At 74.7% G+C, this 25423-nt stretch carries 25 protein-coding genes; 12 read left to right on the plus strand and 13 right to left on the minus strand.

Features of this window, described 5'->3' with window-relative positions:
* From CUT83_RS13780 to CUT83_RS13790, 3 genes are all read left to right on the plus strand, one after another.
* Positions 1–889: Hsp70 family protein (locus tag CUT83_RS13780; protein ID WP_158239009.1), on the plus strand; the 889-nt coding region annotated here is incomplete at its 5' end.
* 223 nt (positions 890–1112) lie between these two features.
* Entirely contained in the window at positions 1113–3323 is a 2211-nt protein-coding gene (locus CUT83_RS13785) for a SpoIIE family protein phosphatase (RefSeq protein WP_240957661.1), read from the plus strand.
* A 165-nt stretch (positions 3324–3488) separates the two neighbouring features.
* Entirely contained in the window at positions 3489–4610 is a 1122-nt protein-coding gene (locus tag CUT83_RS13790; RefSeq protein ID WP_101256135.1) for an NADH:flavin oxidoreductase, read from the plus strand.
* Positions 4611–4687: 77 nt separating this feature from the next.
* On the opposite strand, the gene CUT83_RS13795 is transcribed toward CUT83_RS13790, so the two are convergent.
* Both CUT83_RS13795 and CUT83_RS13800 read right to left on the minus strand, forming a co-directional pair.
* Positions 4688–5059 carry a cupin domain-containing protein gene (locus tag CUT83_RS13795; protein WP_101256136.1) on the minus strand — a complete coding sequence of 124 codons (372 nt, stop codon included), beginning with the start codon at positions 5057–5059 and terminating at the stop codon, positions 4688–4690.
* Positions 5060–5164: 105 nt separating this feature from the next.
* The gene (locus CUT83_RS13800; protein WP_101256137.1) at positions 5165–5872 is read right to left on the minus strand and encodes a formylglycine-generating enzyme family protein; all 708 of its coding nucleotides are present in this window, start codon (positions 5870–5872) and stop codon (positions 5165–5167) included.
* Between the two features lie 245 nt (positions 5873–6117).
* Between CUT83_RS13800 and CUT83_RS31595 the strand changes: the two genes are divergently transcribed.
* The 3 genes from CUT83_RS31595 to CUT83_RS13815 all read left to right on the plus strand — a co-directional run bounded on the left by CUT83_RS31595 (position 6118) and on the right by CUT83_RS13815 (position 8145).
* Positions 6118–6426: a con-10 family general stress protein gene (locus tag CUT83_RS31595; protein WP_093850261.1), complete on the plus strand. Its 309-nt coding sequence runs from the start codon at positions 6118–6120 to the stop codon at positions 6424–6426.
* 241 nt (positions 6427–6667) lie between these two features.
* Positions 6668–6925, plus strand: coding sequence for an acyl carrier protein (locus tag CUT83_RS13810; RefSeq protein ID WP_158239010.1), 258 nt, complete (start codon positions 6668–6670; stop codon positions 6923–6925).
* Positions 6922–8145, plus strand: a complete 1224-nt coding sequence (locus tag CUT83_RS13815; protein ID WP_101256192.1) for a beta-ketoacyl-[acyl-carrier-protein] synthase family protein — start codon at positions 6922–6924, stop codon at positions 8143–8145. Before CUT83_RS13810 ends, CUT83_RS13815 begins: the two co-directional genes overlap by 4 nt.
* A 98-nt stretch (positions 8146–8243) precedes the next feature.
* On the opposite strand, the gene CUT83_RS13820 is transcribed toward CUT83_RS13815, so the two are convergent.
* The 4 genes from CUT83_RS13820 to CUT83_RS13835 are packed head-to-tail and all read right to left on the minus strand — an operon-like array spanning position 8244 to position 12497.
* Complete coding sequence (locus tag CUT83_RS13820) at positions 8244–8924, minus strand: sterol desaturase family protein (protein WP_101256139.1); 681 nt, start codon at positions 8922–8924, stop codon at positions 8244–8246.
* A complete protein-coding gene (locus tag CUT83_RS13825) occupies positions 8921–9955 on the minus strand; it encodes an NAD-dependent epimerase/dehydratase family protein (RefSeq protein WP_101256140.1) in 1035 nt (344 codons plus the stop codon). The genes CUT83_RS13820 and CUT83_RS13825 overlap by 4 nt, the downstream gene beginning before the upstream one ends.
* Entirely contained in the window at positions 9952–11274 is a 1323-nt protein-coding gene (locus CUT83_RS30115) for an N-acetyltransferase (RefSeq protein ID WP_158239011.1), read from the minus strand. Before CUT83_RS30115 ends, CUT83_RS13825 begins: the two co-directional genes overlap by 4 nt.
* Positions 11271–12497 (minus strand): aminotransferase class I/II-fold pyridoxal phosphate-dependent enzyme, encoded by a 1227-nt coding sequence (locus CUT83_RS13835; protein ID WP_101256141.1) that lies wholly within the window; start codon positions 12495–12497, stop codon positions 11271–11273. Before CUT83_RS13835 ends, CUT83_RS30115 begins: the two co-directional genes overlap by 4 nt.
* Before the next feature lie 409 nt (positions 12498–12906).
* Between CUT83_RS13835 and CUT83_RS13840 the strand changes: the two genes are divergently transcribed.
* The 3 genes from CUT83_RS13840 to CUT83_RS13850 all read left to right on the plus strand — a co-directional run bounded on the left by CUT83_RS13840 (position 12907) and on the right by CUT83_RS13850 (position 15577).
* A complete protein-coding gene (locus CUT83_RS13840) occupies positions 12907–14331 on the plus strand; it encodes a wax ester/triacylglycerol synthase domain-containing protein (protein WP_101256142.1) in 1425 nt (474 codons plus the stop codon).
* Between the two features lie 29 nt (positions 14332–14360).
* A complete protein-coding gene (locus CUT83_RS13845) occupies positions 14361–14753 on the plus strand; it encodes a DUF2267 domain-containing protein (protein WP_101256143.1) in 393 nt (130 codons plus the stop codon).
* Positions 14754–14929: 176 nt separating this feature from the next.
* Positions 14930–15577, plus strand: coding sequence for a hypothetical protein (locus CUT83_RS13850; protein ID WP_101256144.1), 648 nt, complete (start codon positions 14930–14932; stop codon positions 15575–15577).
* Between the two features lie 48 nt (positions 15578–15625).
* On the opposite strand, the gene CUT83_RS13855 is transcribed toward CUT83_RS13850, so the two are convergent.
* Positions 15626–16081 carry a tellurite resistance TerB family protein gene (locus tag CUT83_RS13855; protein ID WP_101256145.1) on the minus strand — a complete coding sequence of 152 codons (456 nt, stop codon included), beginning with the start codon at positions 16079–16081 and terminating at the stop codon, positions 15626–15628.
* 407 nt (positions 16082–16488) lie between these two features.
* On the opposite strand from CUT83_RS13855, the gene CUT83_RS13860 reads away from it, so the two are divergent.
* Complete coding sequence (locus CUT83_RS13860) at positions 16489–17841, plus strand: hemolysin family protein (RefSeq protein ID WP_101256146.1); 1353 nt, start codon at positions 16489–16491, stop codon at positions 17839–17841.
* Positions 17838–18860 (plus strand): hemolysin family protein, encoded by a 1023-nt coding sequence (locus tag CUT83_RS13865; RefSeq protein ID WP_101256147.1) that lies wholly within the window; start codon positions 17838–17840, stop codon positions 18858–18860. Before CUT83_RS13860 ends, CUT83_RS13865 begins: the two co-directional genes overlap by 4 nt.
* A 96-nt stretch (positions 18861–18956) precedes the next feature.
* Here the strand turns inward: CUT83_RS13865 and CUT83_RS13870 are convergent, their stop codons facing one another.
* The 6 genes from CUT83_RS13870 to CUT83_RS13895 form a co-directional block, all read right to left on the minus strand.
* On the minus strand, positions 18957–19415 hold the full coding sequence (locus CUT83_RS13870; protein WP_101256148.1) for a hypothetical protein: 459 nt from the start codon (positions 19413–19415) through the stop codon (positions 18957–18959).
* Positions 19416–19496: 81 nt separating this feature from the next.
* The gene (locus CUT83_RS13875) at positions 19497–20348 is read right to left on the minus strand and encodes a hypothetical protein (protein ID WP_240957660.1); all 852 of its coding nucleotides are present in this window, start codon (positions 20346–20348) and stop codon (positions 19497–19499) included.
* Between the two features lie 247 nt (positions 20349–20595).
* The gene (locus CUT83_RS13880; RefSeq protein ID WP_101256150.1) at positions 20596–22053 is read right to left on the minus strand and encodes a serine/threonine-protein kinase; all 1458 of its coding nucleotides are present in this window, start codon (positions 22051–22053) and stop codon (positions 20596–20598) included.
* Complete coding sequence (locus CUT83_RS30975) at positions 22050–22799, minus strand: hypothetical protein (RefSeq protein ID WP_101256151.1); 750 nt, start codon at positions 22797–22799, stop codon at positions 22050–22052. The genes CUT83_RS13880 and CUT83_RS30975 overlap by 4 nt, the downstream gene beginning before the upstream one ends.
* Positions 22800–23030: 231 nt before the next feature.
* Positions 23031–23477, minus strand: a complete 447-nt coding sequence (locus tag CUT83_RS13890) for a hypothetical protein (protein WP_143688551.1) — start codon at positions 23475–23477, stop codon at positions 23031–23033.
* Between the two features lie 82 nt (positions 23478–23559).
* Entirely contained in the window at positions 23560–24372 is an 813-nt protein-coding gene (locus CUT83_RS13895) for an inositol monophosphatase family protein (protein ID WP_101256153.1), read from the minus strand.
* Between the two features lie 296 nt (positions 24373–24668).
* On the opposite strand from CUT83_RS13895, the gene CUT83_RS13900 reads away from it, so the two are divergent.
* Positions 24669–25310: a DUF4352 domain-containing protein gene (locus CUT83_RS13900; protein ID WP_101256154.1), complete on the plus strand. Its 642-nt coding sequence runs from the start codon at positions 24669–24671 to the stop codon at positions 25308–25310.
* The last annotated feature ends 113 nt before the right edge of the window (positions 25311–25423 follow it).

Here is a 25423-nt window from a genome sequence, read left to right on the forward strand (position 1 = left end):
CGGCAAGGAGGCGAACAAGGGCGTCAACCCCGACGAGGTCGTGGCCATCGGCGCCTCGCTGCAGGCCGGTGTCCTCAAGGGCGAGGTCAAGGACGTCCTGCTGCTGGACGTCACCCCGCTGTCCCTGGGCATCGAGACCAAGGGCGGCATCATGACCAAGCTGATCGAGCGCAACACCACGATCCCGACCAAGCGCTCGGAGATCTTCACCACCGCCGAGGACAACCAGCCCAGCGTGCAGATCCAGGTGTACCAGGGCGAGCGGGAGATCGCCGCGTACAACAAGAAGCTGGGCATGTTCGAGCTGACCGGGCTGCCGCCGGCGCCGCGCGGGGTGCCGCAGATCGAGGTCACCTTCGACATCGACGCCAACGGCATCATGCACGTGTCGGCCAAGGACCTGGGCACCGGCAAGGAGCAGCGGATGACCGTCACCGGCGGCTCGGCGCTGCCCAAGGACGACATCGAGCGGATGATGCGGGAGGCCGAGCAGTACGCGGAGGAGGACCACCGGCGCCGGGAGGCGGCCGAGACCCGCAACCAGGCCGAGCAGCTCGTCTACACCACCGAGAAGTTCCTGACGGACAACGCCGACAAGGTGCCCGGTGATGTGAAGTCCGAGGTCGAGGCGTCGGTGGCGGATCTGAAGGAGAAGCTCAAGGGCGATTCCGCCGAGGGCGACAACACAGCCGCCATCCGCGAGGCCTCCGAGAAGGTGGCGGCCACCAGCCAGAAGCTGGGCCAGGCCCTGTACGCGGACGCCCAGGGCCGGCAGGCCGCGGGCGGCGCCGAGGCCGGCGCCGGTGCCAGGGCCGGCGGCGCGGACGAGGACGTGGTGGACGCCGAGATCCTCGACGAGGACCGGGACGACAGGGGCAGGGCCGCGTAGCCGCCGGTCCGCCCGAACGGGTGCGGGCGCGCGGCGCGGACGGCCGAGGTCCTTCGGCATTTGCTGGACTTACCGCACCTCGTGCCGGAGCATCGAAGTACCGCCCGTTCGAGGCGGCCGGGCCCGGGGACGGACCCGGCCCCGCGCCAGGAGCCGGCAGGGGCCGGCCGGGACGAGTGGGCCGGGGCTCACAGCGAAGTGGGGAACGCCGATGAAGGGACAGGTGACGCGGACGACCGCCGTACCGTTCGGGGCCACCGCGGCGTCGGTGGACGGGGCGCGCCCCGTTCCGCCCGCCGCCGACGACATGCGCGGCCTGTTCCGTGCCTCCGACGCCGTCTTCGCCGAACTGTCGGGTCCGCGCCACGTCGTGGAGACGGCCAACCCCGCGTTCTTCCGGGCGCTGGGCCGGAAGGAGGCCACCGGCGTCCCCCTGGCCGAGCTGGCCCCCGAACTCGTCGAGCAGGGGATCATGGACCTGCTCGACGGCGTCTACCGCACCGGCCGCCCCTACACCGCCCAGGACGCCAGGGTCCTGCTGGGGCCGCCGGAGGCGATGAACGAGGCGTACTACGACTTCACCTACGAACCGCGCCGGGAGCCGGGCGGCCGGGTGGCCGGCGTCACCGCCCTGGGCGTGGACACCACCGCCGTCCGGCAGGCCCGGCAGCTCGCCGCCGAACAGCGCGCCCTGCTGGAGCAGATCGCCCTGGACGCGCCCATAGGGGACGTCCTGCGCGCCATGACCGCCGCCATCGAGGAGCTCGACCCCGGGGTCCTGGTCTCGGTGCTCCTCGCCGACGCCGACGGACGCCATCTGCGGCACGGCGCCGCGCCGAGCCTGCCGGACTTCTACAACCGCGTCATCGACGGCGTCGCCACGGGCGAGGGCGTCGGCTCGTGCGGCACCGCGGCCCACCGCCGCGAGACGGTCGTCGTCGCCGACATCGCCACCCACCCGTACTGGGAGAAGTTCCGCGAGCCGGCCCTGCGGGCGGGACTGGCCGCCTGCTGGTCCACCCCGATCACCGGGACGGACGGACGGCTGCTGGGCACCTTCGCGATGTACCACCGGGTCCCGCTCATGCCCCGCGAGGCCGACCTGGCCCTGGCCGCCGCCTTCGCCCGTACCGCCGCCCTGGCGGTGGAGCGCCACCAGACCAAACAGGCCCGCGAGCGGGCCGAGGCCAAGGAGCGGGCCGCCCGGCAGGACCTCGCCTTCGTCCTGGAGGCCAGCACCCGCATCGGCCGCGACCTGGACTTCGACGACAGCCTGCGCCGGCTGGCCGAGCTGAGCGTCCCGGCGCTGGCGCCGATGAGCGCGGTGGACGTGCTCGACGGCGGACGGCTGAGGAGGGTCGCCGCGTTCGACGCCGGGGACCGCGGCGGGCGGTGGGCGCGGGAGGCCGGGCGGACCGGGCTCTGCCCGGACGGCGAGACGGTCGCCCGGGTGCTGGCCACCGGGGTGACGGAGGTCGCCCGCCGTGTCCCGCCGTCCCCGGGACCCTGGCGGGAGCTGGGCGTCACCGGCTACGTGTGCGTACCGCTGAGCTGGCGAGGGGGTCCCTTCGCCGTGCTGACCCTGCTGTTCACCGGGGACCATCCCTTCCAGGGGCGCACGGTGGCCCTCGCCGAGGAGCTCGCCCGCCGCACCGCCGTCATCGCCCACAACGCACGCCAGTACACCGAGCGCGTCGAGCTGGCCCGCGACCTCCAGGCCGGCCTGCTGCTGCCCGAGCCGCCCGCCGTCCCCGGGGCCGAGGTCGCCACCTGCTACCGGCCGGCCGGCGAGGGGCTGGACGTCGGCGGCGACTTCTACGACGTCTTCCCGCTGGGCGGCGGCCGCTGGGCCTTCATGATCGGTGACGTGTGCGGGCGCGGGGCGTCGGCCGCCACCGTCACCGGGCTGGTCCGCCACACCGCCCGCGCCGTCGCCCGGCTCGTCGACGATCCGGCCCGGACGGTCGCGGAGGTCAACACCGCGCTGCTGGAGGGCGTACGGCACGGCAGCGCCTTCGTCACCCTCGTCTACGGCCGGATGACACCGGGCAAGGACGGGCTGGAGGTCGAACTCGTCCGGGCCGGCCACGTCCCGCCCCTGGTGCGGCGCGGCGGCCGGCGGGTGGAGGAGATCACGGCCGGGGGCATGCTGCTGGGCATCGTCCCCGATCCGGCCGTCCGCACGGTGCGGCTGACCCTGCGGCCGGAGGAGACCCTGTTCCTGGTCACCGACGGCTTCACCGAGGCCCGCTCGGCCGACGGCCGGTTCCTCGGCGAGGACGGCCTGGCCGCCGCCCTCGCCCGCGCCGGCCGTGAGGACGGCGCGGGCGCCCGGGAGCTCCTGGACGAGGTGGTCGCCTCCGTCGACCGGTTCTCGGACGCCGCCGCGCCCAGCGAGGACGACAGCGCGGCGCTGGTCATAACCGCCCGCTGACCGCCCGCCCGCCACCCGCCACCCGCCGGCCGTCGGCCGGTCCCGTCCGGCGGATGTCCGAAAACCCCTCCCGGCCAAGGGAATCGACCGGTGCCGGCATCGGTTGCACGGACCGTGCCGCGCCCCACCCGGACGTGGCCTTCCGACGACCGAAGGCGTATTTCCATGACCGACGACAGCCCGTCCGCGCGCGCCCGGAACACCCTCGGCCGCCCCTTCTCCCTGGGCGGCCTCACCCTCCGCAACCGCATCGTGATGGCGCCGATGACCCGCCAGTTCTCGCCCGGCGGCGTCCCCGGCCCGGACGTGGCCGAGTACTACGCCCGCCGGGCCGCCGCCGAGGTGGGCCTGATCGTCACCGAGGGCACCTACGTCGACCACCCGTCGGCCGGCACCAGCGACCGGGTGCCCCGTTTCCACGGCGAGGACGCGCTCGCGGGCTGGGAGAAGGTGGCCGACGCGGTCCACCGTGCGGGCGGGGCGGTCATGCCGCAGCTGTGGCACGTGGGCATGGTGCGCGCCGCCGGGGCGCCGCCGTTCCCCGACGCCCCGCGCACGGGCCCCTCCGGCATCCCCCTGGAAGGCACTGAGACCGGCCGTGCGATGACACGTGCCGACATCGACGACGTGATCGCCGCGTTCGCCGCCGGAGCCGCCGCGGCCGAGGCCCGCGGCTTCGACGGCGTCGAGATCCACGGCGCCCACGGCTATCTGGTCGACCAGTTCCTGTGGTCGCACACCAACCGGCGCACCGACGCCTACGGCGGTGACCTGGCCTCCCGCGTCCGCTTCGCCGCGGAGATCGTGGCGGCCTGCCGCGAGGCCGTCTCCCCGCACTTCCCGATCAGCTTCCGCACCTCCCAGTGGAAGGCGGGTCACTACCAGGCCAGACTCGCCGAGACGCCCGAGGAGCTGGAGGCCGTCCTGACCCCGCTGGCCGAGGCGGGTGCGGACGTCTTCCACTGCTCCACGCGCCGCTACTGGCTGCCGGAGTTCGAGGGCTCCGACCTCAACCTGGCGGGCTGGGCGAAGAAGCTCACCGGCCGCCCCACCATCACCGTCGGTTCGGTCGGCCTGGACAACGAGTTCTTCGCCGCGTTCCAGGGAGCGGACGGGAACCTCACGGACATCGACGCCCTGCTGGAGAGGCTGGAGCGCGACGAGTTCGACCTCGTGGCGGTCGGCCGCTCCCTGCTGGGCGACCCGGAGTGGGCGGCGAAGGTGCTGGCCGGCCGCTTCGGCGACCTGCGTTCCTTCGACGCGGCCGGGCTCTCCGTGCTCCACTGAGGTCCGCGGGCGCGGGCCGGGCCAGGAGGGGGCCGGGCCAGGAGGGGGCCGGGTGGCGGCCGGGTGGCGTTCCGGCCTCACTCCCGCGGCGGCAGCGCGTAGCCGGGGACGGAGGGCCAGCGGACCGTCAGCAGCGTCGAGTCCTCCTCGGCGACCCAGGAGTGGTCCACGCCCCGGCCCCACACCACGTAGTCGCCCCGCTCGGCCAGGACGACGCCGCGGCCGGGGAACTCGACGCGGAAGCGGCCCTCGATCAGCACCTGGAAGGTGGTGCGCTCCTCGCCGCGCACCCACTGCCGCCGCCGCTCGCCGCGCGGGTGGACACCCCACTTGATCTCCAGTGCCTCGCTGTGCCGGAGGTCGCCCGCGCCCTTGAAGTGGCCCAGCAGCCAGCCCCGGTCCAGCGCCGCGTCCGGCCCGGCGTTGCCCGTGTACACGTTGTCGTCCATGTGCTCGGACGCTAACACCCGCACCGGGCGGGCCGGTTCTCCATCACTTTCATAAAAAGTGTGCCAAGCGGTTTGTAGTACTGCCATATCCAGGTCCGGCCGGCGTCAGCGCGGAAGGGAGCGGGCGAGGCGGAAGCCCACGTCGTCGATCCGCAGGGTCGGATGGCTGCGGCGGCGCACCGAGGCCCGGCAGCTCCAGGGCTCGTCGAACCACCCGCCGCCGCGCAGCACCCGATAGGGGCCGTAGACCTCGGGGTCGTAGCGGTCCCAGCACCACTCCCAGACGTTGCCGAGCATGTCGTACAGGCCCCAGTCGTTGGGCCGCCTGCCGCCCACGGCGCGGACGCGCTCGCCGGAGTTGCCGCGGTGCCAGGCGATCTCGTCCAGCGGGCCGTAGCGCGGGCCGGTCGTGCCCGCGCGGCAGGCGTACTCCCACTCGGCCTCGGTCGGCAGCCGGTACCCGTCGGCGCGCTCGTCCCACTCGACGCCCGTGCCGTCGCCGTACCCGCCGTCGCCGTCCCCGTCGTCCGGGGGGAGGCGGTAAGCGGGAGCCAGCCCCTCGTGCAGGGACAGGGCGTTGCAGAACCGGACCGCCTCCAGCCAGGAGACGCCCTCGACGGGCAGTCGGCCGCCGTGCGCGGCCTCGGGCGGCGAGCCGGTGACCTGCGCGTACCGGGCCCGGGTGACGGCAAGGGCCGCGATCCGGTAGGGCGCGAGGTCGACCGGCCAACTGCGTTGTGTGCGGCGGTCCGACAGCGTCACCCGCCCCGGCGGGACGGCGATCAGAGCGCCGTCCCCGGTGTCGGTGTCCATGGGCGGGCGAGCCTAGCAAGGTGCTTGGGGAGGGCCGGTGTTCCAACGGATGCCGCGCACCGGTTTCGGCCGTCGCTCACCACGGGACCCCGGGTCCCGTGTATCGCAGGGGAGTTGACGGCATGTGGGAGGCGGCAACCCTGAAAACGACCACATTTAATGTTGTTTGCGGTGATTACTCCCAGATGGGTCGGGCACCCGATGTTGCGAAGGGACCTGCAAGACAACGAGTGAAGGGAGCAGTCATGGCTGCGTCCAGCAACTCCAACAACCCCGGTAACTTCGCCAACGACCGTGAGAAGGCCTCCGAGGCGGGCCGCCAGGGTGGTCACGAGAGCGGTGGCAACTTCGCCAACGACCCGCAGCGTGCCGCGGAGGCGGGCCGCCAGGGTGGTCACGAGAGCGGCGGTAACTTCGCCAACGACCCGCAGCGTGCCGCGGAGGCGGGCCGCCAGGGTGGTCACGAGAGCGGCGGTAACTTCGCCAACGACCGTGAGAAGGCCTCCGAGGCCGGCCGCAAGGGCGGCCAGAACAGCGGCGGCGGGCAGCGGTAGCTCCCGCCCCGCGCGAACCGCGCCCCGGGCGCGGACGCACACCACGGCCCCGGTTCCTCCGGCAGAACGGAGGGGCCGGGGCCGAGCCCGTGTGCGGCGGGGGCGCGGCCCGCTGCCTCGTACGGGTGAAATGCGCTTTGCGGGCCGCTCCGCTCCCGGCCCGGCCGTGCCGAGCCACAAGGATGGGGCGCGGAAGGGGGCCGGTTCCGGCCGGTCCGAGTTGAGCGCGCGAGGAGGCCCGATGGGCAAGGCATACGGCGTCGTTGCGGACATCCTGGTCGGCAAGTTCCAGTTCACCGAGGGCGAGCTGTCGCCCGGCGCCACGCTGGAGGAGATCGACCTGGACTCGCTGGGGCGGGTCGAGTTCGCCCTGACCCTGCGGGAGAGCACCGGCGTGCCGTTCGCGGACGACCAGATCACCCTGGACACCACGCTGGGGGAGATCGCCGACGCGGTCGAGGCCGCGTGGGGCGCGGGTACGGCGGTGGCTCCGCGGTGACCCGCCCCGACATCGCGGTGACCGGCCTGGGGGCGGCCACCCCGGCCGGGGCCGGGGTGGAGGAGACCTGGCGCCGGGTCTGCGCCGCCGAGCCCACGGCCTCCCGGGACGGCGAACTGGCCGGTCTGCCGGTGGACTTCAGTTGCCGCGTCCCCGAGGTGGAGGTCGCCGACCGGGCGCGCCGGCGGCAGTTGTGGCGGCAGGACCGTTTCACCCGGATCGCGCTGGCGGCGGCCGACGAGGCGCTGCGGGACGCGCGGCTGGACCCGTCCTCCTGGGACGGCGCCCGGATGGGCACGGCCGTCGGGTGCAGCCTGGGCGGCGCCGCCACCTGGGAAGCGGAGTTCGGCCGGATGCGGCGGGAGGGGCCCGAGGCGGTGTCGCCGGTGGTCATCCCGAGGCTGCTGCCGAACATGGCGGCCGGCGAGGTGGCGCTCGCGCTGGGGGCGCGCGGTCCGAGCATGGCGGTCTCCACCGCCTGCGCCTCGGGGGCCAGCGCGCTGGCGGTGGCCCGCGACTGGCTGGCCGCCGGTCTGTGCGACGTCGTCCTGGCGGGCGGTACGGAGGCCGCGGTCACGCCCCTGGTGGTGGCCGGGTTCCAGCGGGCCGGGGCCCTGTCGTCGCGCACCGGTGATCCGGCGGCGGCCTCAAGGCCGTTCGCGGCGGACAGCGACGGGTTCGTGATGGCCGAGGCCGCGGCCGTCCTGGTGCTGGAGCGGGCGGCGGACGCGCGGGCGCGCGGTGTGCGCCCGCGCGTCCTGCTGGCCGGCTGTGGCACCAGCACCGACGCGCTCCACCCCACCGCACCCCACCCCGAGGGCCGGTTCGCGGGGCTGGCGGTGATCGCGGCGCTGGCGGACGCGGGCCTGGAGCCGCGGGACGTCGACCACGTCAACGCGCACGCCACCTCCACTCCGCTGGGCGACGCGGCGGAGGCGAGCATGATCGCCAGGGTCTTCGGCCACGGCCCGAGCGTGACCTCGGCCAAGGGCGTCCTGGGGCACTCGCTGGGTGCCGCGGGCGCGGTGGAGGCGGTGCTCACGGCCTTGAGCATCGAGCGGTCCGCCGTGCCGCCGACGGCCAACACCGACGCGCCCGCGCCGGAGTTCGACATCGACCTGGTGACCAAGGCGGTGCGCGAGCAGCGCGTCGGCGTGGCCGTCAGCAACTCCTTCGGGTTCGGCGGCCACAACGTGTCCGTGGTACTCCGGGCCGTCTGAGCCCGGCCGGCTTCCGGGTCTCCGCTCCGGCGGTCCGTGTTCCGGGCCCGTGTCCGCCGCCGGGCCCGGAACACGGGCCGGGGGCGGGCCCGGTGTGCTCAGCGCGCCGCCGCCCCGCCCGCCGCCGCGGGCTCCGGGGCCGGAGGCTTCGGCGCGGTGCCGAAGACGTGGTCCCAGTAGGGGCAGCTCACCCCGAAGCCGCGGCTGTCGTCCTGGAAGTGGTGGCGCAGGTGGTGCCTGCGCAGCCGGCGTCCGAGCGCGGTGGGCGGGCTGGGGCGGTGCAGGAGGAAGTGCAGCTCGTCGTAGAGGACGTATCCGGCGGTGAACCCGGCGGCCACCGCGTTGGCCGCGCCGCCGTCCAGGGCCAGGTGGAGGGCGGCGAAGGGGAGGCCGGTCAGCAGCAGGCTGGCCAGGGGCGGCATGACCAGGCGGCGCGGGTCGTCGGGGTGGTCGTGGTGGACGCCGTGCACCATCCAGTGCAGCCGCCTGCCGCGCGCGCCGCGCGGGGTCAGGTGGAAGAGGGCCCGGTGCACCCAGTACTCCGTCAGCGTCCACAGCGCGTAGCCGAGCAGGATGTGCCCGGCCAGGGCCGCCCAGTCCAGGCGGGGCGCGGCCAGGGCGGCGAGCAGGACGGCCGGGGGGCCGTACAGGACGGCGGGCACGGCCGGGTGGACGCGGGTGAAGCGGTCCAGGAACGGGGAGCGGAACAGGGGCGGGGAGGCCCGCAGCCGTTCGGCCCGGCCGGTGCGGGGCCGGGTGGGGTGGGGCTGGGTCGTCAAGACGGGTTCCTCTCGGGGACGGGCTCGGGCACGGGAGTGGGTGCGGGCTCGGGCGCGGGGCGCAGGGCGTCGGCGAGACCCGCGGGCCAGACGGCCCCGGGGGTGAAGCCGAGGTCGCGGGCGGCCCGTTCGTGGCCGCAGACCCAGGCGGGGCGGGCCAGTTCGCGGACCTTGTCGCGGCAGAGCACCGACGGCCGCCCCCTGATCCGCGCCGCCGCCTCGGCGCACCGGGCGGCGGCGTACGCCAGAGGGAGGGGGAGTGGGACGGCGGCGGGCGGGCGGCGGCCGGTCGCCGCCGCCACGGCCGCCGCGAGGTCTTCGCCGCGGTGCCCGGCGCCGTCGCCGGCGTGGTAGATCCCGCGGGAGTCCTCACCGGGGCCGACGGTCGCGCCGCGGTCGGCCGCGGCGAGCAGCAGGCGGCACAGGTCGTCGACGTGGACCAGCGAGTAGCGGCGGGGCCCGAAGCCGCACACGGGTAGCACACCGCGGCGCACGGCGGCCAGCAGCGCGGGCAGGAAGTCGGTGTCGCCGGGGCCGTAGACGATCGGCGGGCGCACGACGGTGCCGGGCACGGCGCCCGCCACGGCGCGCAGTGCCTCCTCCCCGGCCAGCTTGCTGCGGCCGTACGCCGACACCGGCGCGGGCGGGTCGTCCTCGCGGCGCGGCCGGTCGGGCGGGGAGGGCCCGGCGGCGGCCAGGGAGGAGCAGTGGACCAGACGGGGCGGGTGCGGCAGGGCGGCCAGGGCCTCGCACAGGCGGCGGGTGCCTCCGGCGTTGACGGGGGCGTAGCCGTCCGGACGGAGGGCCCTGACGGCGCCGGCCAGGTGGATCACGCGGTCGGCGCCCCAGGCGGCGGCCCGGGGCAGGCCGCGGCCGTCCGCGAGGTCACCGTCCAGCCGCTCCACCGGTGCCGGGAGCCGGGCCCGGGCGGGATCCCGCACCAGGGCGGCGACGGTGTGGCCCTCGTCCAGCAGCCGGCGCACCAGACGGGTGCCGATGAAGCCGGTGGCGCCGGTGACCAGATATCTCACCGGCGGGCTCCGGAGACGTGCGGGGCGACGGGTGCGGGTACGGCCGTGGGCAGGGTTGTGGACGGGGCTGTGGGCGGGGTCGCGGACGAGGCCGCGGCGGCGGGACGCGGTCCGCCGCCGTCCGCGAGGTCGCGCCGGTAGAGGCGGTGCCTGCGGTGGAGGACGCCGCCGAAGGCCTCGGCGTAGCGGTTGGCGTCGCGGTTGTCCTCCAGCAGCCAGGAGAACTCGCTCTCGGCGTAGCCCAGGCGGAAGGCCGACCGCTGGGCCTCGGCTAGCAGCGCGGCGGTCAGTCCGCGGGCGCGGTGGGCGGCCCGGACGCCGGTGAGGATCACCCGGGCCCGGTCGATGCGCCGGGCGGCCCGGGCCGCGCGCAGCCGTCCCGGGGGCCTTCCCAGGGATCGCCCCAGGGGCGTGTCGCGGGCGGCGTGCAGCGCCTGGTTGACGTCGGGCAGCCAGAAGGTGAAGGCGGCCGGTTCGCCTCCCACCTCGGCGAACCACACCAGCTCCGGCCGCACCAGCGGGCGCAGCCGGTCCATCGCGTGGGAGAACTCGCGGCCGGTCATGGGGACGGAGGCGTAGTTGCCGGACCAGGCGTCGGTGTAGATGTCACGGACGACTGCCAGGTCCGCCTCCCGGCGGCAGGGGTCCAGGTGCCGCAGCCGTACGTCCGGCGCGTTCGCGGCCCAGCGGGCCGCGCGGGCGGCGGCCCCGGGCGGCTCGCCGCCGGGCGGCGCGGGGACGCGCCAGGACAGCAGGTCCTTGGCCTTGGCCAGCCCGCAGGCGGCGTACAGGGCGGGGTAGTAGGCGGGGTTGTACGGCATCATCACGGTGGGCGGGCCGTCGAAGCCCTCGACGAGGACCCCGCACTCGTCGTGGACGGAGAATCCCAGCGGGCCGAGCATCGTCTCCAGGCCGCGTTCGCGCAGCCAGCCGGCGGCCGCGTCGAAGAGGGCGGAGGCCGCCTCGGGGTCGTCGGCGCACTCGAAGAGGCCGAACAGGCCGCCGCGCGCGTCGTGGAGGGCCTGGTACCGGGAGTCGACGGCGGCGGCGATCCGCCCGACCGCCCTCCGCCCCCGGCGGGCGAGGAACAACTCGGCCGTGCCGACCTCGAAGAACGGGTTGCGCCGCCGGTCGACCAGGGAGCGCTGATCGCTCCTGGAGGGCGGCAGCCGGTACGGGTCGCCGCGGTGCAGGACGCGGGGGAGGGCGGTGAAGGCGGCGGTGTCCGCGCGCCCGCGCACCGGACGGACGGTCAGGGGCGCGAGTGCGGAGGTGGAGGCGGCTGCGGTGCGCGCGGGGAGCGAGGGGGAGGCGGTCACGCCACCACCGCCTCGGTGCGCCCCGGCCCGCCCGGCGCCGGCAGGAGCGGGCCCAGCCCGCGCCGTACCCGGGCGAAGGCGTCCAGGACGCGGGTGATGTGGTCGTCGGTGTGGATCGCCTGGGGGGTCACCCGGATCAGCGCCCGGTTGCGGGCCACGGCCGGCGCCACCACGGCGTTGGTGAACACCCCGGCGTCCAGCAGTTCCTGCCACACCCGCAGGCACAGCCGCGAGTCGCCCACGTACACCGGTACCACCGGGGTGGTCGAGTCGCCGGTGTCCCAGCCCAGCGACCGCAACCCGGCGAGCAGCCGCCGGGCGTGGCCGAACACCCGCTGCCGGCGCTCGGGTTCGGATTCGATGATGTCCAGCGAGGCCAGGGCGGCGGCCGCCGAGGGCGGTGGCATCGCGGCCGAGAAGAGGACGGAGCGGGCGCTGTGGCGCAGGTGCTCGACGACGGAGGCGGGGCCGATCAGCATCCCGCCGACGGAACCGAAGCACTTCGACAGCGTCCCGGTGACCAGGTCCACCTCGCCGGTGAGCCCGAAGTGCTCGGTCACGCCGCGTCCGCCGGCGCCCAGCAGGCCGATGTCGTGGGCGCCGTCCACCACCAGCCGGGCGCCGTGGCGCCGGGCCAGCTCCACCAGGCCCGGCAGCGGGCACAGGTCGCCCTCCATGGAGAACATGCCGTCGGTGACGATCAGACGGCCGCGGCCGGGATCGGAGGCGGAGGCGGCCAGCAGACGGCCCAGGTGGCCGAGGTCGCGGTGGCGGTAGCGGTGGTGGGCGGCGCCGCCGAGCCGGACGGCGTCCACCAGCGAGGCGTGGTTGGACATGTCGGCGAAGACGGCGTCGCGCTCGTCCAGCAGGGCGGCGAGCGCGAGGTTGGCCTGGAAGCCGGTGGTGGTCACCAGGGCAGCCTCGCCACCGACGAACGCGGCCAGCCGGTCCTCCAGTTCCTCGTGGAGGGCGAGCGTGCCGTTGAGCACGCGCGAGCCGGAGCAGGAGACGCCGTGGCGGCGCAGCGCGCGGGCGGCGGCCTCGGTCACCCGGGGGTCGGCCGACAGCCCCAGATAGTCGTTGCACCCGGCCATGACCACCGTGCGGCCGTCGATTCCGACCTCCGCACCCCGGGAGGAGAGAGGGCGGTAATAGGGCCGGGAGGTGCTCTGCGCCGCGAGGCGGTGGAGAGCCGACCGTTCTTTTCCGAAGACATCCGCCATGCTGTTCCCCGAGGAGTTCGCGTCGAGAGGGTTGCGTCGGTTTTCCGATGGGTGTTCGTGTTCTTGTGCGTCCGGCGTCCGGCGTCCGGCGACCGGAATCCGGCATCCGTGATTTCACGGGAAACGGCTCCGAGTTTCCTCCGGTGGGTCCGTGGACCGGGTTCGGCGCGGCGGCGGGCGGCTTCCGCGGTACTGTCCCGGCTGCGCTCTCACCGGTCCGGTCACCAGGCCGGTCACCGGTCCGGTCGCTGCGCCGTCCGGGGCCGGACGGGCGTCGGTCCTTTTTCGCCGGGCGTTCCGCCAGAATACTGACACAGGATCAGAAGAGGCGCGGACAGGTGACTCGTGTGTTTTCCGGGTGCGCCGTCGAAGGTTTGCGCGAGTTCTCGATGAGTGAGCGAGAAGGCGTATGGAGACGAGTACCGCCCTTTCACCGGTGGAGGAAGTCCACTGCGGTGCGCGGGGAGTTCCCGAAACGGTCGGAATGGCGGCGCTGTTCACCGGCGAACCGCCGGGGGCGGACGCGCTGCGGGCCCGGGTCGCGGAGCGCTGGGGCGCCCTTCCCCGGCTGCGGCGGGTGCTGCTGCCCCCCGCGCCGCCGGCCCGGCTGCGCGGACACCGCTGGCTGCCGCTCGACCGGTTCGACGTCCGCCGCCACGTCACCGCCGTCAACACCGCCGTCAACACCGCCGTCGCCACCGCCGACAGCACCGGCAGTGGCGACGGCGCCGCGTTCACCGCCCTGCTCGGCCGGCTCGTCACCCGCGCCCTGCCCGCCGGGCTGCCGCCCTGGCGGCTGACGCTGGTACGGGGGGCGGGCCGGGGGCGGTTCGCCGTCGTGCTGACCGCCCACCACGCCCTTCTGGACGGCCGGTCCCTGGAGATCCTGCTCAGCCGCCTGTTCGACGGCACCCCCGGGCGCGGCGCCCGCAGGGGCACGGGCGTGCGGGCGGTGGGAGCGCTCGGGGCGGCCGGCCCGGACCGCCCCGGCCCGCCCGCGGCGCCCGGCGCAGGATCCGGCCGGGCCCTGCCGCAGCCCCCGGGCCTCCGCCCGCGGCCGGACCTGGCCTGGACGGAGGTGGACGCGGACGCGGTACGGGCCGCCCGCCGCGCCCTGCCCGGCCTGGGCGCCACCCTCAACGAGGTGCTGCTGGCCGCGGCCGCGGGCGCCCTGCGCACCGTCCACGGGGACCCGGACCGCTGGCCCGGCGCGCCGCGCCCGCTGTACGGCTCCTTCCCGGTGGACCTGCGCACGCCGCGGGAGGACCGGATGCTCGGCACCGCCGTCTCGGCGGTGCGGGTGCCGCTCCCCGTGACCGCCGCCGACCCCGCGGAACGGCTGGCGGCCTGCCGGGGCGTGCTGGCGGCCTTCGGCCCCCTGCACGGCGGCCCGGACACCGTCCGCCGCACGGTCGCCGCCGCCGCGCGGCTTGGCCCCTGGGCGGTGCGCCTGCTGGCCTCGCTGAGCTGCGCGCCGGGCTTCTGCCCCGTGACCTGCCTGGCCTTCGGCTGGCCGCGCGGCCCGTGGTCCCTGGACGGGCGGCCGCTGGAGCGGATCGTCCCCCTGCCGCCCGTACTGGCCCCGGGGGCCGTCTGCCTGGCCCTGACCGACTACGCGGGCGCGTACACCCTCACCGCGGTCACCCACACCCTCCCCGGCGGGGCCCGGCCGCTGGCCGGCGCCCTCACCCGCGAACTGGCCCTCCTCGCCCGCCGGCCCGAGCCCGCGCCCGGCGCACCGGGCGGCCCCGCGGGGCCGGGCCCCGCGCGAACGTCCCGGGCCGGGCGGTTCGCCGGCGCGATCCGTGGAACGCGGAACGGGCCGCCGAGGTGACATCCGCCGACCGACGAGGAGGGGTGGCGATGAGGTACGACGAGTTCCTCGCCCGGGTTCGCGAGCTGGGGGAGTACGGGAACCGGCGGGAGGCCGAGGAGGTGACCACGGCCGTGCTGGAGGTGCTCGCCTCCCGGATCACCCCGGGGGAGACCGAGGACCTGGCCGCCCAGCTGCCCGGCCCGCTGGGCGACTTCCTGCTGGAGAGCAGCCCGGAGAGGCCCGAGACGTACGGCGTGGAGGAGTTCTGCCGCCGGGTGGGGGAGCGGACCGGGTCACGGCCCAGGACCGCGGAGTGGGACGCCAGTGCCGTGCTGTCCACCACCGCCGGGGCGATCTCCGGGGGCGAGCTCAACCAGGTTTTGAGCCAGCTGCCCTCCGGCTACGCCGTGTTGTTCGGCAAGCCGGAGCTGAGCGATTGAGCCCACCTGGCTGCGGACCTCGGGTGCCGGGCCGCCGGAGTCGGGAGGTGAGAGGCGGCGGAGTCGCGGCGCGACGGCGCGCGCCGCGCGCCGCGCCACCTCCCGCCGCACACAACAACCGCATTCGCTCTGCGTAATCACTTGTCACGCTGAGCTATCGGGGTCACCGTGGGGGCGTGACGAACGAACCCGCGACTCCCCCCGTCCGCTCCGGCCGCCCCGCCGGGTCCGTGCGGCATCTGCCGTGGCCCGGTGCGCGCCCGGCCGTGCCCGGTCCGGCGCGGGCCGTGCTCCGTCCGGGCCGGTGGGACGGGCGTGTGCGCGCCTACCGGGCCGACGTCACCGCCGAGGGGCCGGTGGACGGTGTCCCCGTCGCCGTACTGCTGGGCAGGTACACCGGCCCCAGCGGCGGTCTCGCACTGCGGTGGCTGCGCGGGCAGGCCCGCCGGATCGCCGACGGGCTCGACCCCGACCCGGTGACGGCCCGCTGGGCGGCGCGGGGCACGCTCGGCCGTGTGCCGGACCGGCCCGGACGGAGCGCCGACGTGCCCGCCGAGCTGCGGCGGTGGTGCGCGGACGAGGAGTCGCAGGAGGCCGCGGCCGAACGGCTCGCCGAGGGGCTGTCGTTCCGGCTCACCGCCACCGACCACACCGGGAGTTACATGCTGCGGGTGTGGCCCGTCGGCGTGGTCGTCCCCCGGTCGGGCGCGTCGCCGTTCACCTATGTGCGGTGGCCCCATCAGCTCCCGCCCTGGTCGCCGGAGCCCCGTCCCGCCGCGGCCTCCCCGCACCGGGCGACGGGATCGCGCCTCCGCTCCCGGTGACCGGGGCGGGCCCGGCGCCGGGCCCGCCCCGGGGGTGAGGCGGGCCGCTCAGAGCCCGAACTCGTGGAGCGGCAGGTCGAGCAGGTGGCAGACCTCGCGGACCACCACCAGCTCGGCCGCGTCGAAATAGCCGTCGGCCCCGCCGACGGCTATGCCGATACGGACGACGGCGCGGGCCTCGGAGGGCCTGCGCGCGGCTTTGGCGACCTCGCGCAGGGCCTCGGCCCGATTGAGGTCGAAGTCGGTGGTGAGCCGGTCCAGCCAGCCCTCGAAGCGGCCGCGCAGTTCGCCGGCGGGGAAGCTCCTCAGTACCTCGTCGTGCTCGATCAGCTGGGCGACGCGGCGGCGTTCGGCCGGGTCGATCGTCCCGTCCGCCGCGGCGACCAGCGCGCACATCGCCATGCTCGCGTCACGGAAAGCGCCGCCCGTCAGCGTGTTCCTCTTCGCCGCCAGCCGGCCCCGCGCCGTCCGGGCGGACTCCGCGAGGCGGTTCCACAGGGGCATGAACACTCCGGGTGTCGGGAAGGGGCCGGGCCGCGCCGACGCGGTCGGACGGAAATCGTAGGGGCTCGGCCCCGTCCCGCGTCCTCGCTTCCGATGTTTCTACAGAATCGTAGAATCAGGAGGGTGTCACGCTGCCGCGGGGGTGCCCCGAGGGGGCGGGGCGCACTCCAGGGCGCCCGGGACCTCGGTGCCGGGGCGGGGTCGGCGTCGAGGGATGGGCGGGCTCCGGCCCCGCGGTGTCACTTTGCCAATCCTTTACACTTCATCGGGAGGCCTCGGCCCGACCCGAGGTACCCGGACCCGAACCGACACAGAAGGAGCAGCACACCCGCCATGGGCGAACCTCCCAGTACCAGCCGTGCCATCCGCGGCCGCTCCGCGACGACCCCGGGAGCGGGGGTGGCACGGTGATCGAAGTCCTGCTCCTGCTGGCGGCCCTGGCCCTCGTTCTGGCCTGCGGGGTCTTCGTGGCCGCCGAGTTCTCCCTGACCACCGTCGAGCGCGGCGAGCTGGAACGCGCCGCCCGCCAGGGGGAGCGCGGCGCCGAAGGCGCGCTCAGGGCCGTCCGGCAGCTCACCCTCCAGCTCTCCGGCGCCCAGCTGGGCATCACCGTCACCTCGCTGGTCATCGGCATGCTCGCCGAGCCGTCCCTGGCCGCGCTGCTGCGCGGACCGCTGCGCGACGCCGGACTGGGCTCCGCCGCCTCCACGGTGGCCACCGTGCTGGGCGTGGCCGTCTCCACGGTGGTGTTGATGGTGGTCGGCGAGCTGGTGCCCAAGAACTGGGCCATCTCCAGCCCGCTGGCGGTCGCCCGCGTCGTCGCCGGCCCGCAGCGCGGCTTCACCACCGTCTTCGGGCCCTTCATCCGCCATCTGAACGGCACCGCGAACAGCTTCGTGCGCCGCTTCGGCCTGGAGCCCACCGAGGAGCTGGACTCCGCCCGCAGCCCGGACGAACTGGTCTCCCTGGCCCGCCGCTCCGCCAGGGAGGGCGCGATCGAGGAGGACTCCGCCGAGCTGTTCGTCCGCACCCTCCACCTGAGCGAGCTGAGCGCGGAGAACGTGATGACGCCGCGTGTGGACGTCCGCGCCCTGGAGGCGCACGCCACCGCCGCCGACGCCGAGAACCTCACCCTGGCCACCGGCCTGTCGGTCTTCCCCGTCTACCGCGACACCCTGGACGAGGTGATCGGCACCGTCCACATCCGCGACGTGCTGGCCCTCCCGGCCGGTCGGCGCTCCGCCACCCCCGTCACCGATCTGCTCGGCGAACCGCTGCTGGTCCCCGAGACCCTGCCGGTGGACCGGCTGCTGGAGCGCCTGCGGGCCCGCCGCACCATCGCCGTCGTCATCGACGAGTACGGCGGCACCGCCGGAGTCGCCTCCGTGGAGGACATCGTCGAGGAGGTCGTCGGCGAGGTCCGCGACGAGCACGACCCACTGGAGGAGCCCGACCTGCGCCCCACCGCCCCCGCCCCCGACGGGCGGGCGCGCTGGGAGGCCGACGGCGGCGCCCGACTGGACGAGCTGGCCGCGATCGGGCTGGCCGCCCCCGAGGGTCCCTACGAGACCGCCGCCGGCCTGATCGCCGCCCGTCTGGAGCGCATTCCCGCATCCGGCGACACCGTCGAGGTCGACGGCTGGGAGCTGCGCGTCCTCGGCGTCGAGCACCACCGCGCCGACCGCATACGGATCACCGCCCCCGAGGAGACCGTCTCCGCCGGGGCGGCCGGCCGCGCCCACCGGGAGGACGCCCGATGACCGCCCTGCAACTGACCCTCGGCGCCCTGATGATCCTGGTGAACGCCTTCTTCGTCGGCGCCGAGTTCGCCCTGATCTCGGTGCGCCGCAGCCAGATCGAGCCGCACGCCGAGAAGGGCGTCAGGCGCGCCCGCACCACCCTGTGGGGCCTGGAGCACCTGTCGGCGATGATGGCCACCGCCCAGCTGGGCATCACCGCCTCCTCCCTGGTGCTGGGCGCGGTCGCCGAACCGGCGATCGCCCACCTGCTGGAGCCGCCTTTCGAGGCCGTCGGCGTCCCCGGCGCCCTGGTCCACCCGATCGCCTTCGTCATCGCACTGGCCCTGGCGACCTATCTGCACATGCTCATCGGCGAGATGGTGCCCAAGAACATCGCCCTGGCCGCCCCCGTGCCCGCCGCACTGCTGCTCGGACCGCCGCTGGTCGCCCTCACCAGGGCCCTGCGGCCGGTGATCTTCGGCATCAACGCCTTCGCCAACGCCCTGCTGCGCCTGCTCAGGGTCGAGCCCAAGGGCGAGGTCGCATCGATCTTCACCGACGCCGAACTCACCCGCATGGCGCGGGAGGCCAGCGAGGCCGGACTGATCGAACCGGGCGGTCACGAGCGGCTGCGCGAGGCCCTGGAGCTGGGCAGCCGCCCGGCGTCCGAGGTGCTGGTGCCCCTGGCCGAGATGCACACCGTCGGCCACACCGTCACCCCCGACCAGCTGGAGCGCACCGCCACCACGGTCGGCTTCTCCCGCCTGCCGGTCACCGGCCCGGGCGGTGCGGTACTGGGATATCTGCACGTCAAGGACGCCATCGGCGTCGTGCACCGCGACCGGCCCTTCCCGCCCGAGGCGCTGCGCGCCGTCGTACGCGTCGGAGCCGACACCCCGCTGGACGACGTCCTCACCACCATGCGCGCCGGCGGCACCCACCTGGCCGCCGTCACCGGAGACCGCGGCGAGCCGCTGGGCTTCGTCACCATGGAGGACGTGCTGGAGAAGCTGGTCGGCCCGGCCCCGGCCGCGCACTGAGCGTCCGCTTTGGCCGCCCTCCGGCGGGGCCGCACGAGGAAGCACCGCCGCGCGGTCCGCCGGTACGGGACCGGTGGACCGCGCGGCCGGCCGGGCTCAGGTGAGGAAGCGGGAGCAGCTGTTCACCCAGCGGTGGGACGAGATCCGGTTGTCCACGATCTTTCCGGTGGAGAACCGGTTGTCGCTCAGGTCGTCCGCGTAGAGCTCACCCGGCGAGAGGCAGGTGTAGCCGCCCCCGTAGCCGGCCAGCCGGTAGAAGGCGACGATGTCGTTGCTGCCTCTGTAGCCGCTGTTCATCACGGACGTCGCCCGGTTGTCGTCCGATCCCTGGAAGGGGCCGGAGCTGTTGCCCCAGTCCGAGTCCCAGGACTGGGTTCCGCCGAGGTAGATGCCGGAGCAGTCCTTGAGCTGCCAGGCACGCACCATGCCGTCCCGGTTGTTCTCGCCGGGCCACTTGTCGTTGCAGACCGGACCCGCGTGGGCCGTGGTCGCGCCGGCTGAGACGCCGAGCATCGCCAGCCCCACAGCGGCGATCGCAGCACCCGTTCTACGCATGTTCATCCTCCTGTGTCCGCCTCTGGCGAGGCATGCTGATCCACGGCGGGACCGCCGCGGAAGCCGGTGGAAGCCGGCGGTTCACGGAACCGGTCGGGACCGAGCGCCGACGATCTTCCTGGCGCGGGCGAGCGCGTCCCGCTGGATCCGCCCGGCGGTGTCCAGGGCGGTGCCGTACTCGCCGCGCAGCTTGTCGATGTAGTGGGCCTCGCGCTCCTCGGCGACGGCCCTGAGCGAGGTCTCCCGGGCACACGTGGCATCCGCCGCGGCGATCTTCCGTTCCGCCTCGAACGCCTCGTCACGCGGTATTTCTCCGGCCTGCTGCCGCACCGCTTCCCGGGCCTCGCCCGGGTCGGCGTAGTGATGCCCGGCACGCTTCATGCACCGTGACCACTTCCCGACCACCGTGGTGAACCTCTTGTCGGCCAGTACGTCCCCCACGTAGAGGCCCTGGAGGTTGTCGGCCACCTTGTCGGCCGTGAACCAGGTCCCGAGATCGCCGTACAGCTGTTCCTCGGCCTCTCCCGAGCAGCCTCCCACCCGCTTGCGGATCGTGCCGCCCCCCGGCACCTCGGCGGAGAGCACCTTCGCCTCCTTGCCGCCGTTCAGGGCTCTGGCGTAGGCCCTGCTCCGCTTTGCGGACAAGGTCTTCCGGTAGGCGGCGTTGGGATTGTCCAGCCGGGCCCGGTTGCCCTTCTCCAGAATGCGGCTGCCGTACCCGTGCTTGCGGGCCCAGCCGACGTCGTCCTGCACATAGCCCACCGGGCGCTGTTCCTCCGGCGTCAGCCCTCCGCTCCTGTAGTAGGGGAAGCCGAGACGTGCCATGCAGCGCTTGATCAGCAGGTGCTCGGCGTCCGACAGCAGGAGTTCCTCGCGGTGGTTCAGCCTCCGAAGCCGCTCCTCCGGCCCGGTGGCGGCGGTGGTCGCGGTCACGCCGGTGTCCTGCGTGCAGCCGGCCGCGCCGACCGAGACAACCGCCGTGACGACCGCGCACGCGGCAGCGTACGCACGCTTCATCCCGTGTCACCCCCCTGATGGTGCGCCGCCCTTCCGGTGGCGCCCTCACACCATGGCCCGCGCCGGGGCCCGGGGGTACCTCGTACATCCGAGGACGGCCGGGGACGGGCGGGGACGGGCGGGGACGGGCGTGCGGGAGGGGGTGAACGGCGGGGCGGGCGTGTCAGCAGGTGTCGGCCCAGACGTGGGACAGGAGCAGGACCGGCGCGGGAAAGTCCTCCCTCGTGCCGACCTCGACGCAGCCCCGGCGGCTCCTCAGCCCGGCCTCCGCGTAGTAGACGACGTGCACGAACGTCTCACCCGTGCTGGTGTCGTGACCGTTGTTGAAGACGGACCGGGCGTGCTCGCGCCCCGCCCAGCTGCAGCGGATCTCTCCCCGCGGCCAGTTGGTGTCGTCGCCCTCCCAGGCGCACATGTCACCCTTGCCGCCCTTCTCGGTGAAGAAGCACACGGAGCCGGGAAGGCACCGGTCGTATCCGGTGGGTGTGGCGGACGGCCGGGCGACGGCCGTCTCACCGCCTCCGGTGCCCGGGCGGTCGTGCGCCGCACCTGTCCGGGACCCCGGGCCGGCCGCTTCGCCGTCGTTCGTCAGCGTGTGCACGCCGAAGCCGAGACCGGCCAGCGCGGCCACCGCCGCGGTCACGGCCAGCGGGACGCGGGCCCGGGAGCGCCGCCGGAACACCGGACGCCGCGGCGGCCTCGTGGTCCCGGTGGTGCCGGCCGCCTCCCCCACACGCCGCAGCAGGGACGCCGCGTCGTGCGCGGCACGGTCCTGGTGGGTGCGGGCCAGGCAGTCGGTGATGATCTCCCGCCATCGCTCCGGCAGTTCCGGGGAGAGGCGGAGTTCCTCCGTGCCGCGGGCGTAGCCCACCACCGCGTCCCTGCGGGCGGACGGGACGCTGCCGGGCAGCGGATGGGCGCCGGTGAGGACGAGGTGGGCGAGGACACCGAAGGCCCAGATGTCGGCGGTGGTGCGGATCTGCATCCCGCGTTCGCCGATCTCGGACCAGAGGAGTTCCGGCGGGGCGAAGTCGGGGGTGGCGAAGGCGGGGGAGTAGGCGTGCGTGCCCTCCAGTTCGGCCGCGAGGTTGAAGTCGCCCAGCCGTACGGAGCCGTCGGGCATCAGCAGCACGTTGCCCGGTTTGAGGTCGCCGTGCACCCATCCGGCCCGGTGCAGCTGCTCCAGTCCTGCGCAGATCTCGGCCAGCAGCGCGGGTCCGCCGGGCAGCGGACACCCGGGCGGGGTGTGTTCGAGCAGGACGCCCAGCGATTTCTCCGCGCGCTCCAGTACGAGGACGGTGGCCCCGTCGAGTTCCGGATGCTCCGGGTCGTCCACCGTCAGCGCCTCGTACATCCGGATCAGCCGCGGGTGCCGCAGGCGGCTCAGCAGGTCCACCTCGCGTTCGGCGAGCTCCCGGAGATGGCGTAACTGGCGCGGCGTACGGGTGCCGGTGGGGAGGAACTTCAGGGCCGCTTCGGAGGGCAGATCGGTGGAAGGGCCCGTGCGGCGGGCGGTGTACACGCTGCCGAACGCCCCGGAGGCGATCGGTGCGCGCACCTCCCAGACGCCCACCCGGTAGCCCTCCGGTACGGAGAGGAGGTGCCGGTCCCGGCCGCTCACCGGGCTCCCCCGTCCAGTAACGCCAGATCGTCCTCCCGCACGAGGTCGAAGCGCAGGGCGAGCGAGACCAGGCTCTCCTTCTTGTTGTTGAGCCGGGGACCGCCGTCCGGTGCCGTGTGGGGTGCCGGTTTCAGGCGCAGCTTGACGGCGAGGTAGTCGATGTTCCACTGCACCGAGGTCCGGGACGCGGTGGGACAGCTCGCGCGCAGCCGGTCGACGATCTGGTCGACGGTGGGCAGCGGGGCGTGCGGTTCGCCGCGCAGCCGGGGCGCGCACAGGGCGGCCAGGACGAGGAAGTAGCGCTTGCCGCGGTCCAGCGGGAAGGCGGGCGCGGTGGGCGCCCCGTCGCCTCCCGTGCCGTCGTGACCGGCCAGATAGTCGTGGCGCGGGGCCCAGACGTCGAAGCTCAGCAACTCGTTCCCGGCAGGCAGCACCACGCGCGAGAACTCGAAGGGGATCGGCGCCTGCACCCGGCCCGGCGCGATCTTGATGTGCTCTCCCGCGCCCTCCGGGTTGTCGACCACGTACGTCAGCGAGCGGCTCAGATTGGTCAGTGCCCAGTGGGCACCTGTCGCCGTGACCTCGCCGGCCGTCCGGGACACCCCTTCGTGCGGGATCACCAGGTGGCGCCCGTCGCTCGGCCCCCCGGGCGCCGTACGCCCGAAGCCCATGGATTCGCCGGGTGTGAGACGGATGTGGTCACGGGAGCCGGTGTGCCCGGCGGGTACCACGACGATGCTGTACAAGATCGTTTTCCTCCCCCGAGAGAACGCCCTCAGCGTAGGACGTGCGGCGTGTTCGCCCACAGGAGTACACGCCGGTGCCCACGTGCGGGGAGCCGGAGCCGCGCCCCCGCGTGAGGGAGAGCGGCCCCGCCCGCCGGTGGGTCCGTGCCGGGCGCGGGCCGGGCACGGGGAAGCGGGGCAGGACGTGGCGGGCAGGGCGCGGCGGGCAGGACGTGGGGGCCGGGCCGGCGTCTACCCCTTCCCTGTCCTCTCCGCCTCCTCGTCCCCCTCGTCCCCCTCGCCCCCCTCGTCCCCCTCGTCCCCCTTGTCCAGGTCGTTCCACTTGGCCACGTAGACCAGCGCATGGCCGTAACCGGGCCAGACCGCGGGGCAGGGCGAGCCGATGTGGACCTCGGTCGTGATGTCGGACCGGCCCTCGGGACTCCCCATCAGGAGCATCTTCAGTTCGGAGACGATCTCCTGCAGGTTCTGCGCGGCCTCGGGCGTCTCCCGGGAGACCGCCGCGTGGATGACGACCTCGCCGGGGCGCGGCTCCACCGACAGCCCCAGGACGTCCCCGCCGACGCGGCCCAGCGCGGCCTGGCAGGTCCGCAGGAGGAGTTGGTCGCGGCGGAGCAGTGCCCGTACCTCGTCGGACGGCAGACTGGGCGCGTAGTACAGCTCAGCGGGGTGGCGCATGCGCGTACGGTAGGGGCTCGCCGGGTGCTCCGCCATGGGAACGCCCGCATCCGTATCGCACTGTCACCGGGCCCGTACCCGGCTACCGGATCCGGGCCCGGCACAGGGCGGCCAGCCCCCGCGCCAGCGGCCCGTTCCCCGCCACCAGGACCGGGGCGCCGAAGGCGTACGGCCGCCCGTCGCCGTCCAGCACCGTCCATCCGCGGCGGCGCAGCAGCGCCACTCCGGCGGCCACGTCCCACGGCTTGGCGCCGACGCACACACAGGCGTCCAGCCAGCCCTCGGCCACGCCGATCAGGTCCAGGCTCATGCAGCCCTGCATCCGTACCCGGTAGGCCTTGTCCAGCAGTGCGGCCAGCAGTCTCCCGGACGGGGAGTCGACGCCCCCGGCGCCCGTGACGCCGACCACCGCCCGGGACACCTCCCGGGCGCCTTCCCCCGCCTCTTCCGCGCCCGGGGCCTCTTCCGTGTCGGGGCCCGTGCTCCAGCGGCGGTTCAGGGCGGGGGCGTGGAGCACGCCCAGCGCGGGCTCACCGCCGTCCACCAGCCCCAGGGAGACGGCGTACAGCGGGGCGCCGCGGGTGAAGTTCATCGTGCCGTCGATCGGATCCAGCAGCCAGCAGCGGGACGGTACCGAATCCCCCTCCTCCCGGTCGGTCTCCTCGCCGACGACCGGGATGCCGGGCGCGTGCTCCCGCAGCACCCGCGTGATGCGCCGCTCCACCTCGGCGTCGGCGTCCGTGACCTCCTCGCCCGACGCCTTGAACCTCCGTTTCGACCACTCGTCCCCCGCCTCCGCGAGCCACCCGACCCCGGCGTCGACGGCCGCCTCGGCGGCGCCGAGCAGACGGGCGAGCGGCTCACGGTCGGATCCCACATCAGGTTCGGTGCGCATTCCCCCAGTGTTTCCGAGGACCCGTCTCCCATCCTCGGCGGGCGGGCCGTGCGAGGGGAGGGGCCCGGCATGCGGCCGCACGTGCGCACAACGGGCATGCGTCCCTTTGGTTGACGCTGCATGACGTCTCTGTTGTTGTGAACTTAGTTTCCTTGTTCTATGCTCCTTCGTGAAGCGCACGCCCGTTGCTGTCGGCCGAACCGGCCGGGTGGGGTGTACCGGGGTCCGGCCCCGGCCGAGCGCCGTGTCTCTGAGGTCCGGAGGCAGAAGCACAGACAGGAAGAGGGGGTCCTCCGATGACCCAGCACAATCCCGGCCCGCAGTACCAGCAGTGGGGGCCCGGTCAGCCGCAGCAGCCGCAGCAGCCGATGCCGCCCGCGCCGCGGAAGAAGCCCGGCGCGGGGAGGATCATCGGCTTCGGCTGCCTCGGCGTCATCGCCTTCTTCGTCGTGATCGGCGTCATCGGCGCGGCTCTCGGCGCGGGCGGTGACGAGGGTGACGAGGGCGCGGAGAAGCCCGCCGCGTCGGCGGCGCCGAAGGAGCCCGGCGGCGAGGAGAAGAAGGAGAAGGACCAGGAGAAGCCGCGGGAGGAGCCCGAGGAGGAGGCCCACGCGCCGATCCAGGTCACGGCGGAGGCCACCGACTTCCGGCCCACCATCCTCGCCGACGGCGAGGATCACACCTCCGTGCTGGTCACGGTCGTCAACAACGGCGCGGAGGAGGTCGGCGTCAACCCGCTGTACTTCGAGGTCACAGCCGCGGACGGCTCCAAGTACGACGTCGAACTCGCCGCGGACGAGCGCCAGATCGACACGGTAGAACTGGCCGGGGGCGAGAAGGTCACCGGCACCGTCACCGTCAAGGGGAAGATCGAGCCGAAGACGGTCACCTTCACCGACGGCCTCTTCGGAGAGTCGATCAGGGCGGACGTCGGATAGCGGCCGAGCCGGGCCGCAGGTGCCCGCCCTCGCCTCAATGTCCTTTCGCCCAGCGCGGCTTGTACGGTGGCCGGAGGCAGGGGCGGCCGGACGGGAGCGCGGAGTGGGGCGGC

This window comes from Streptomyces barkulensis (assembly GCF_002843305.1).
Lineage (GTDB): Bacteria > Actinomycetota > Actinomycetes > Streptomycetales > Streptomycetaceae > Streptomyces > Streptomyces barkulensis.

Coding starts and splice junctions, on each gene's coding strand:
- CUT83_RS13790 (WP_101256135.1), top strand. CDS start 3,489: ATGACCGACGACAGCCCGTCCGCGCGCGCCCGGAACACCCTCGGCCGC.
- CUT83_RS13795 (WP_101256136.1), bottom strand. CDS start 5,059: ATGGACGACAACGTGTACACGGGCAACGCCGGGCCGGACGCGGCGCTG.
- CUT83_RS13800 (WP_101256137.1), bottom strand. CDS start 5,872: ATGGACACCGACACCGGGGACGGCGCTCTGATCGCCGTCCCGCCGGGG.
- CUT83_RS31595 (WP_093850261.1), top strand. CDS start 6,118: ATGGCTGCGTCCAGCAACTCCAACAACCCCGGTAACTTCGCCAACGAC.
- CUT83_RS13810 (WP_158239010.1), top strand. CDS start 6,668: ATGGGCAAGGCATACGGCGTCGTTGCGGACATCCTGGTCGGCAAGTTC.
- CUT83_RS13835 (WP_101256141.1), bottom strand. CDS start 12,497: ATGGCGGATGTCTTCGGAAAAGAACGGTCGGCTCTCCACCGCCTCGCG.
- CUT83_RS13840 (WP_101256142.1), top strand. CDS start 12,907: ATGGAGACGAGTACCGCCCTTTCACCGGTGGAGGAAGTCCACTGCGGT.
- CUT83_RS13845 (WP_101256143.1), top strand. CDS start 14,361: ATGAGGTACGACGAGTTCCTCGCCCGGGTTCGCGAGCTGGGGGAGTAC.
- CUT83_RS13855 (WP_101256145.1), bottom strand. CDS start 16,081: ATGCCCCTGTGGAACCGCCTCGCGGAGTCCGCCCGGACGGCGCGGGGC.
- CUT83_RS13865 (WP_101256147.1), top strand. CDS start 17,838: ATGACCGCCCTGCAACTGACCCTCGGCGCCCTGATGATCCTGGTGAAC.
- CUT83_RS13870 (WP_101256148.1), bottom strand. CDS start 19,415: ATGCGTAGAACGGGTGCTGCGATCGCCGCTGTGGGGCTGGCGATGCTC.
- CUT83_RS13890 (WP_143688551.1), bottom strand. CDS start 23,477: ATGCGCCACCCCGCTGAGCTGTACTACGCGCCCAGTCTGCCGTCCGAC.
- CUT83_RS13895 (WP_101256153.1), bottom strand. CDS start 24,372: ATGCGCACCGAACCTGATGTGGGATCCGACCGTGAGCCGCTCGCCCGT.
- CUT83_RS13900 (WP_101256154.1), top strand. CDS start 24,669: ATGACCCAGCACAATCCCGGCCCGCAGTACCAGCAGTGGGGGCCCGGT.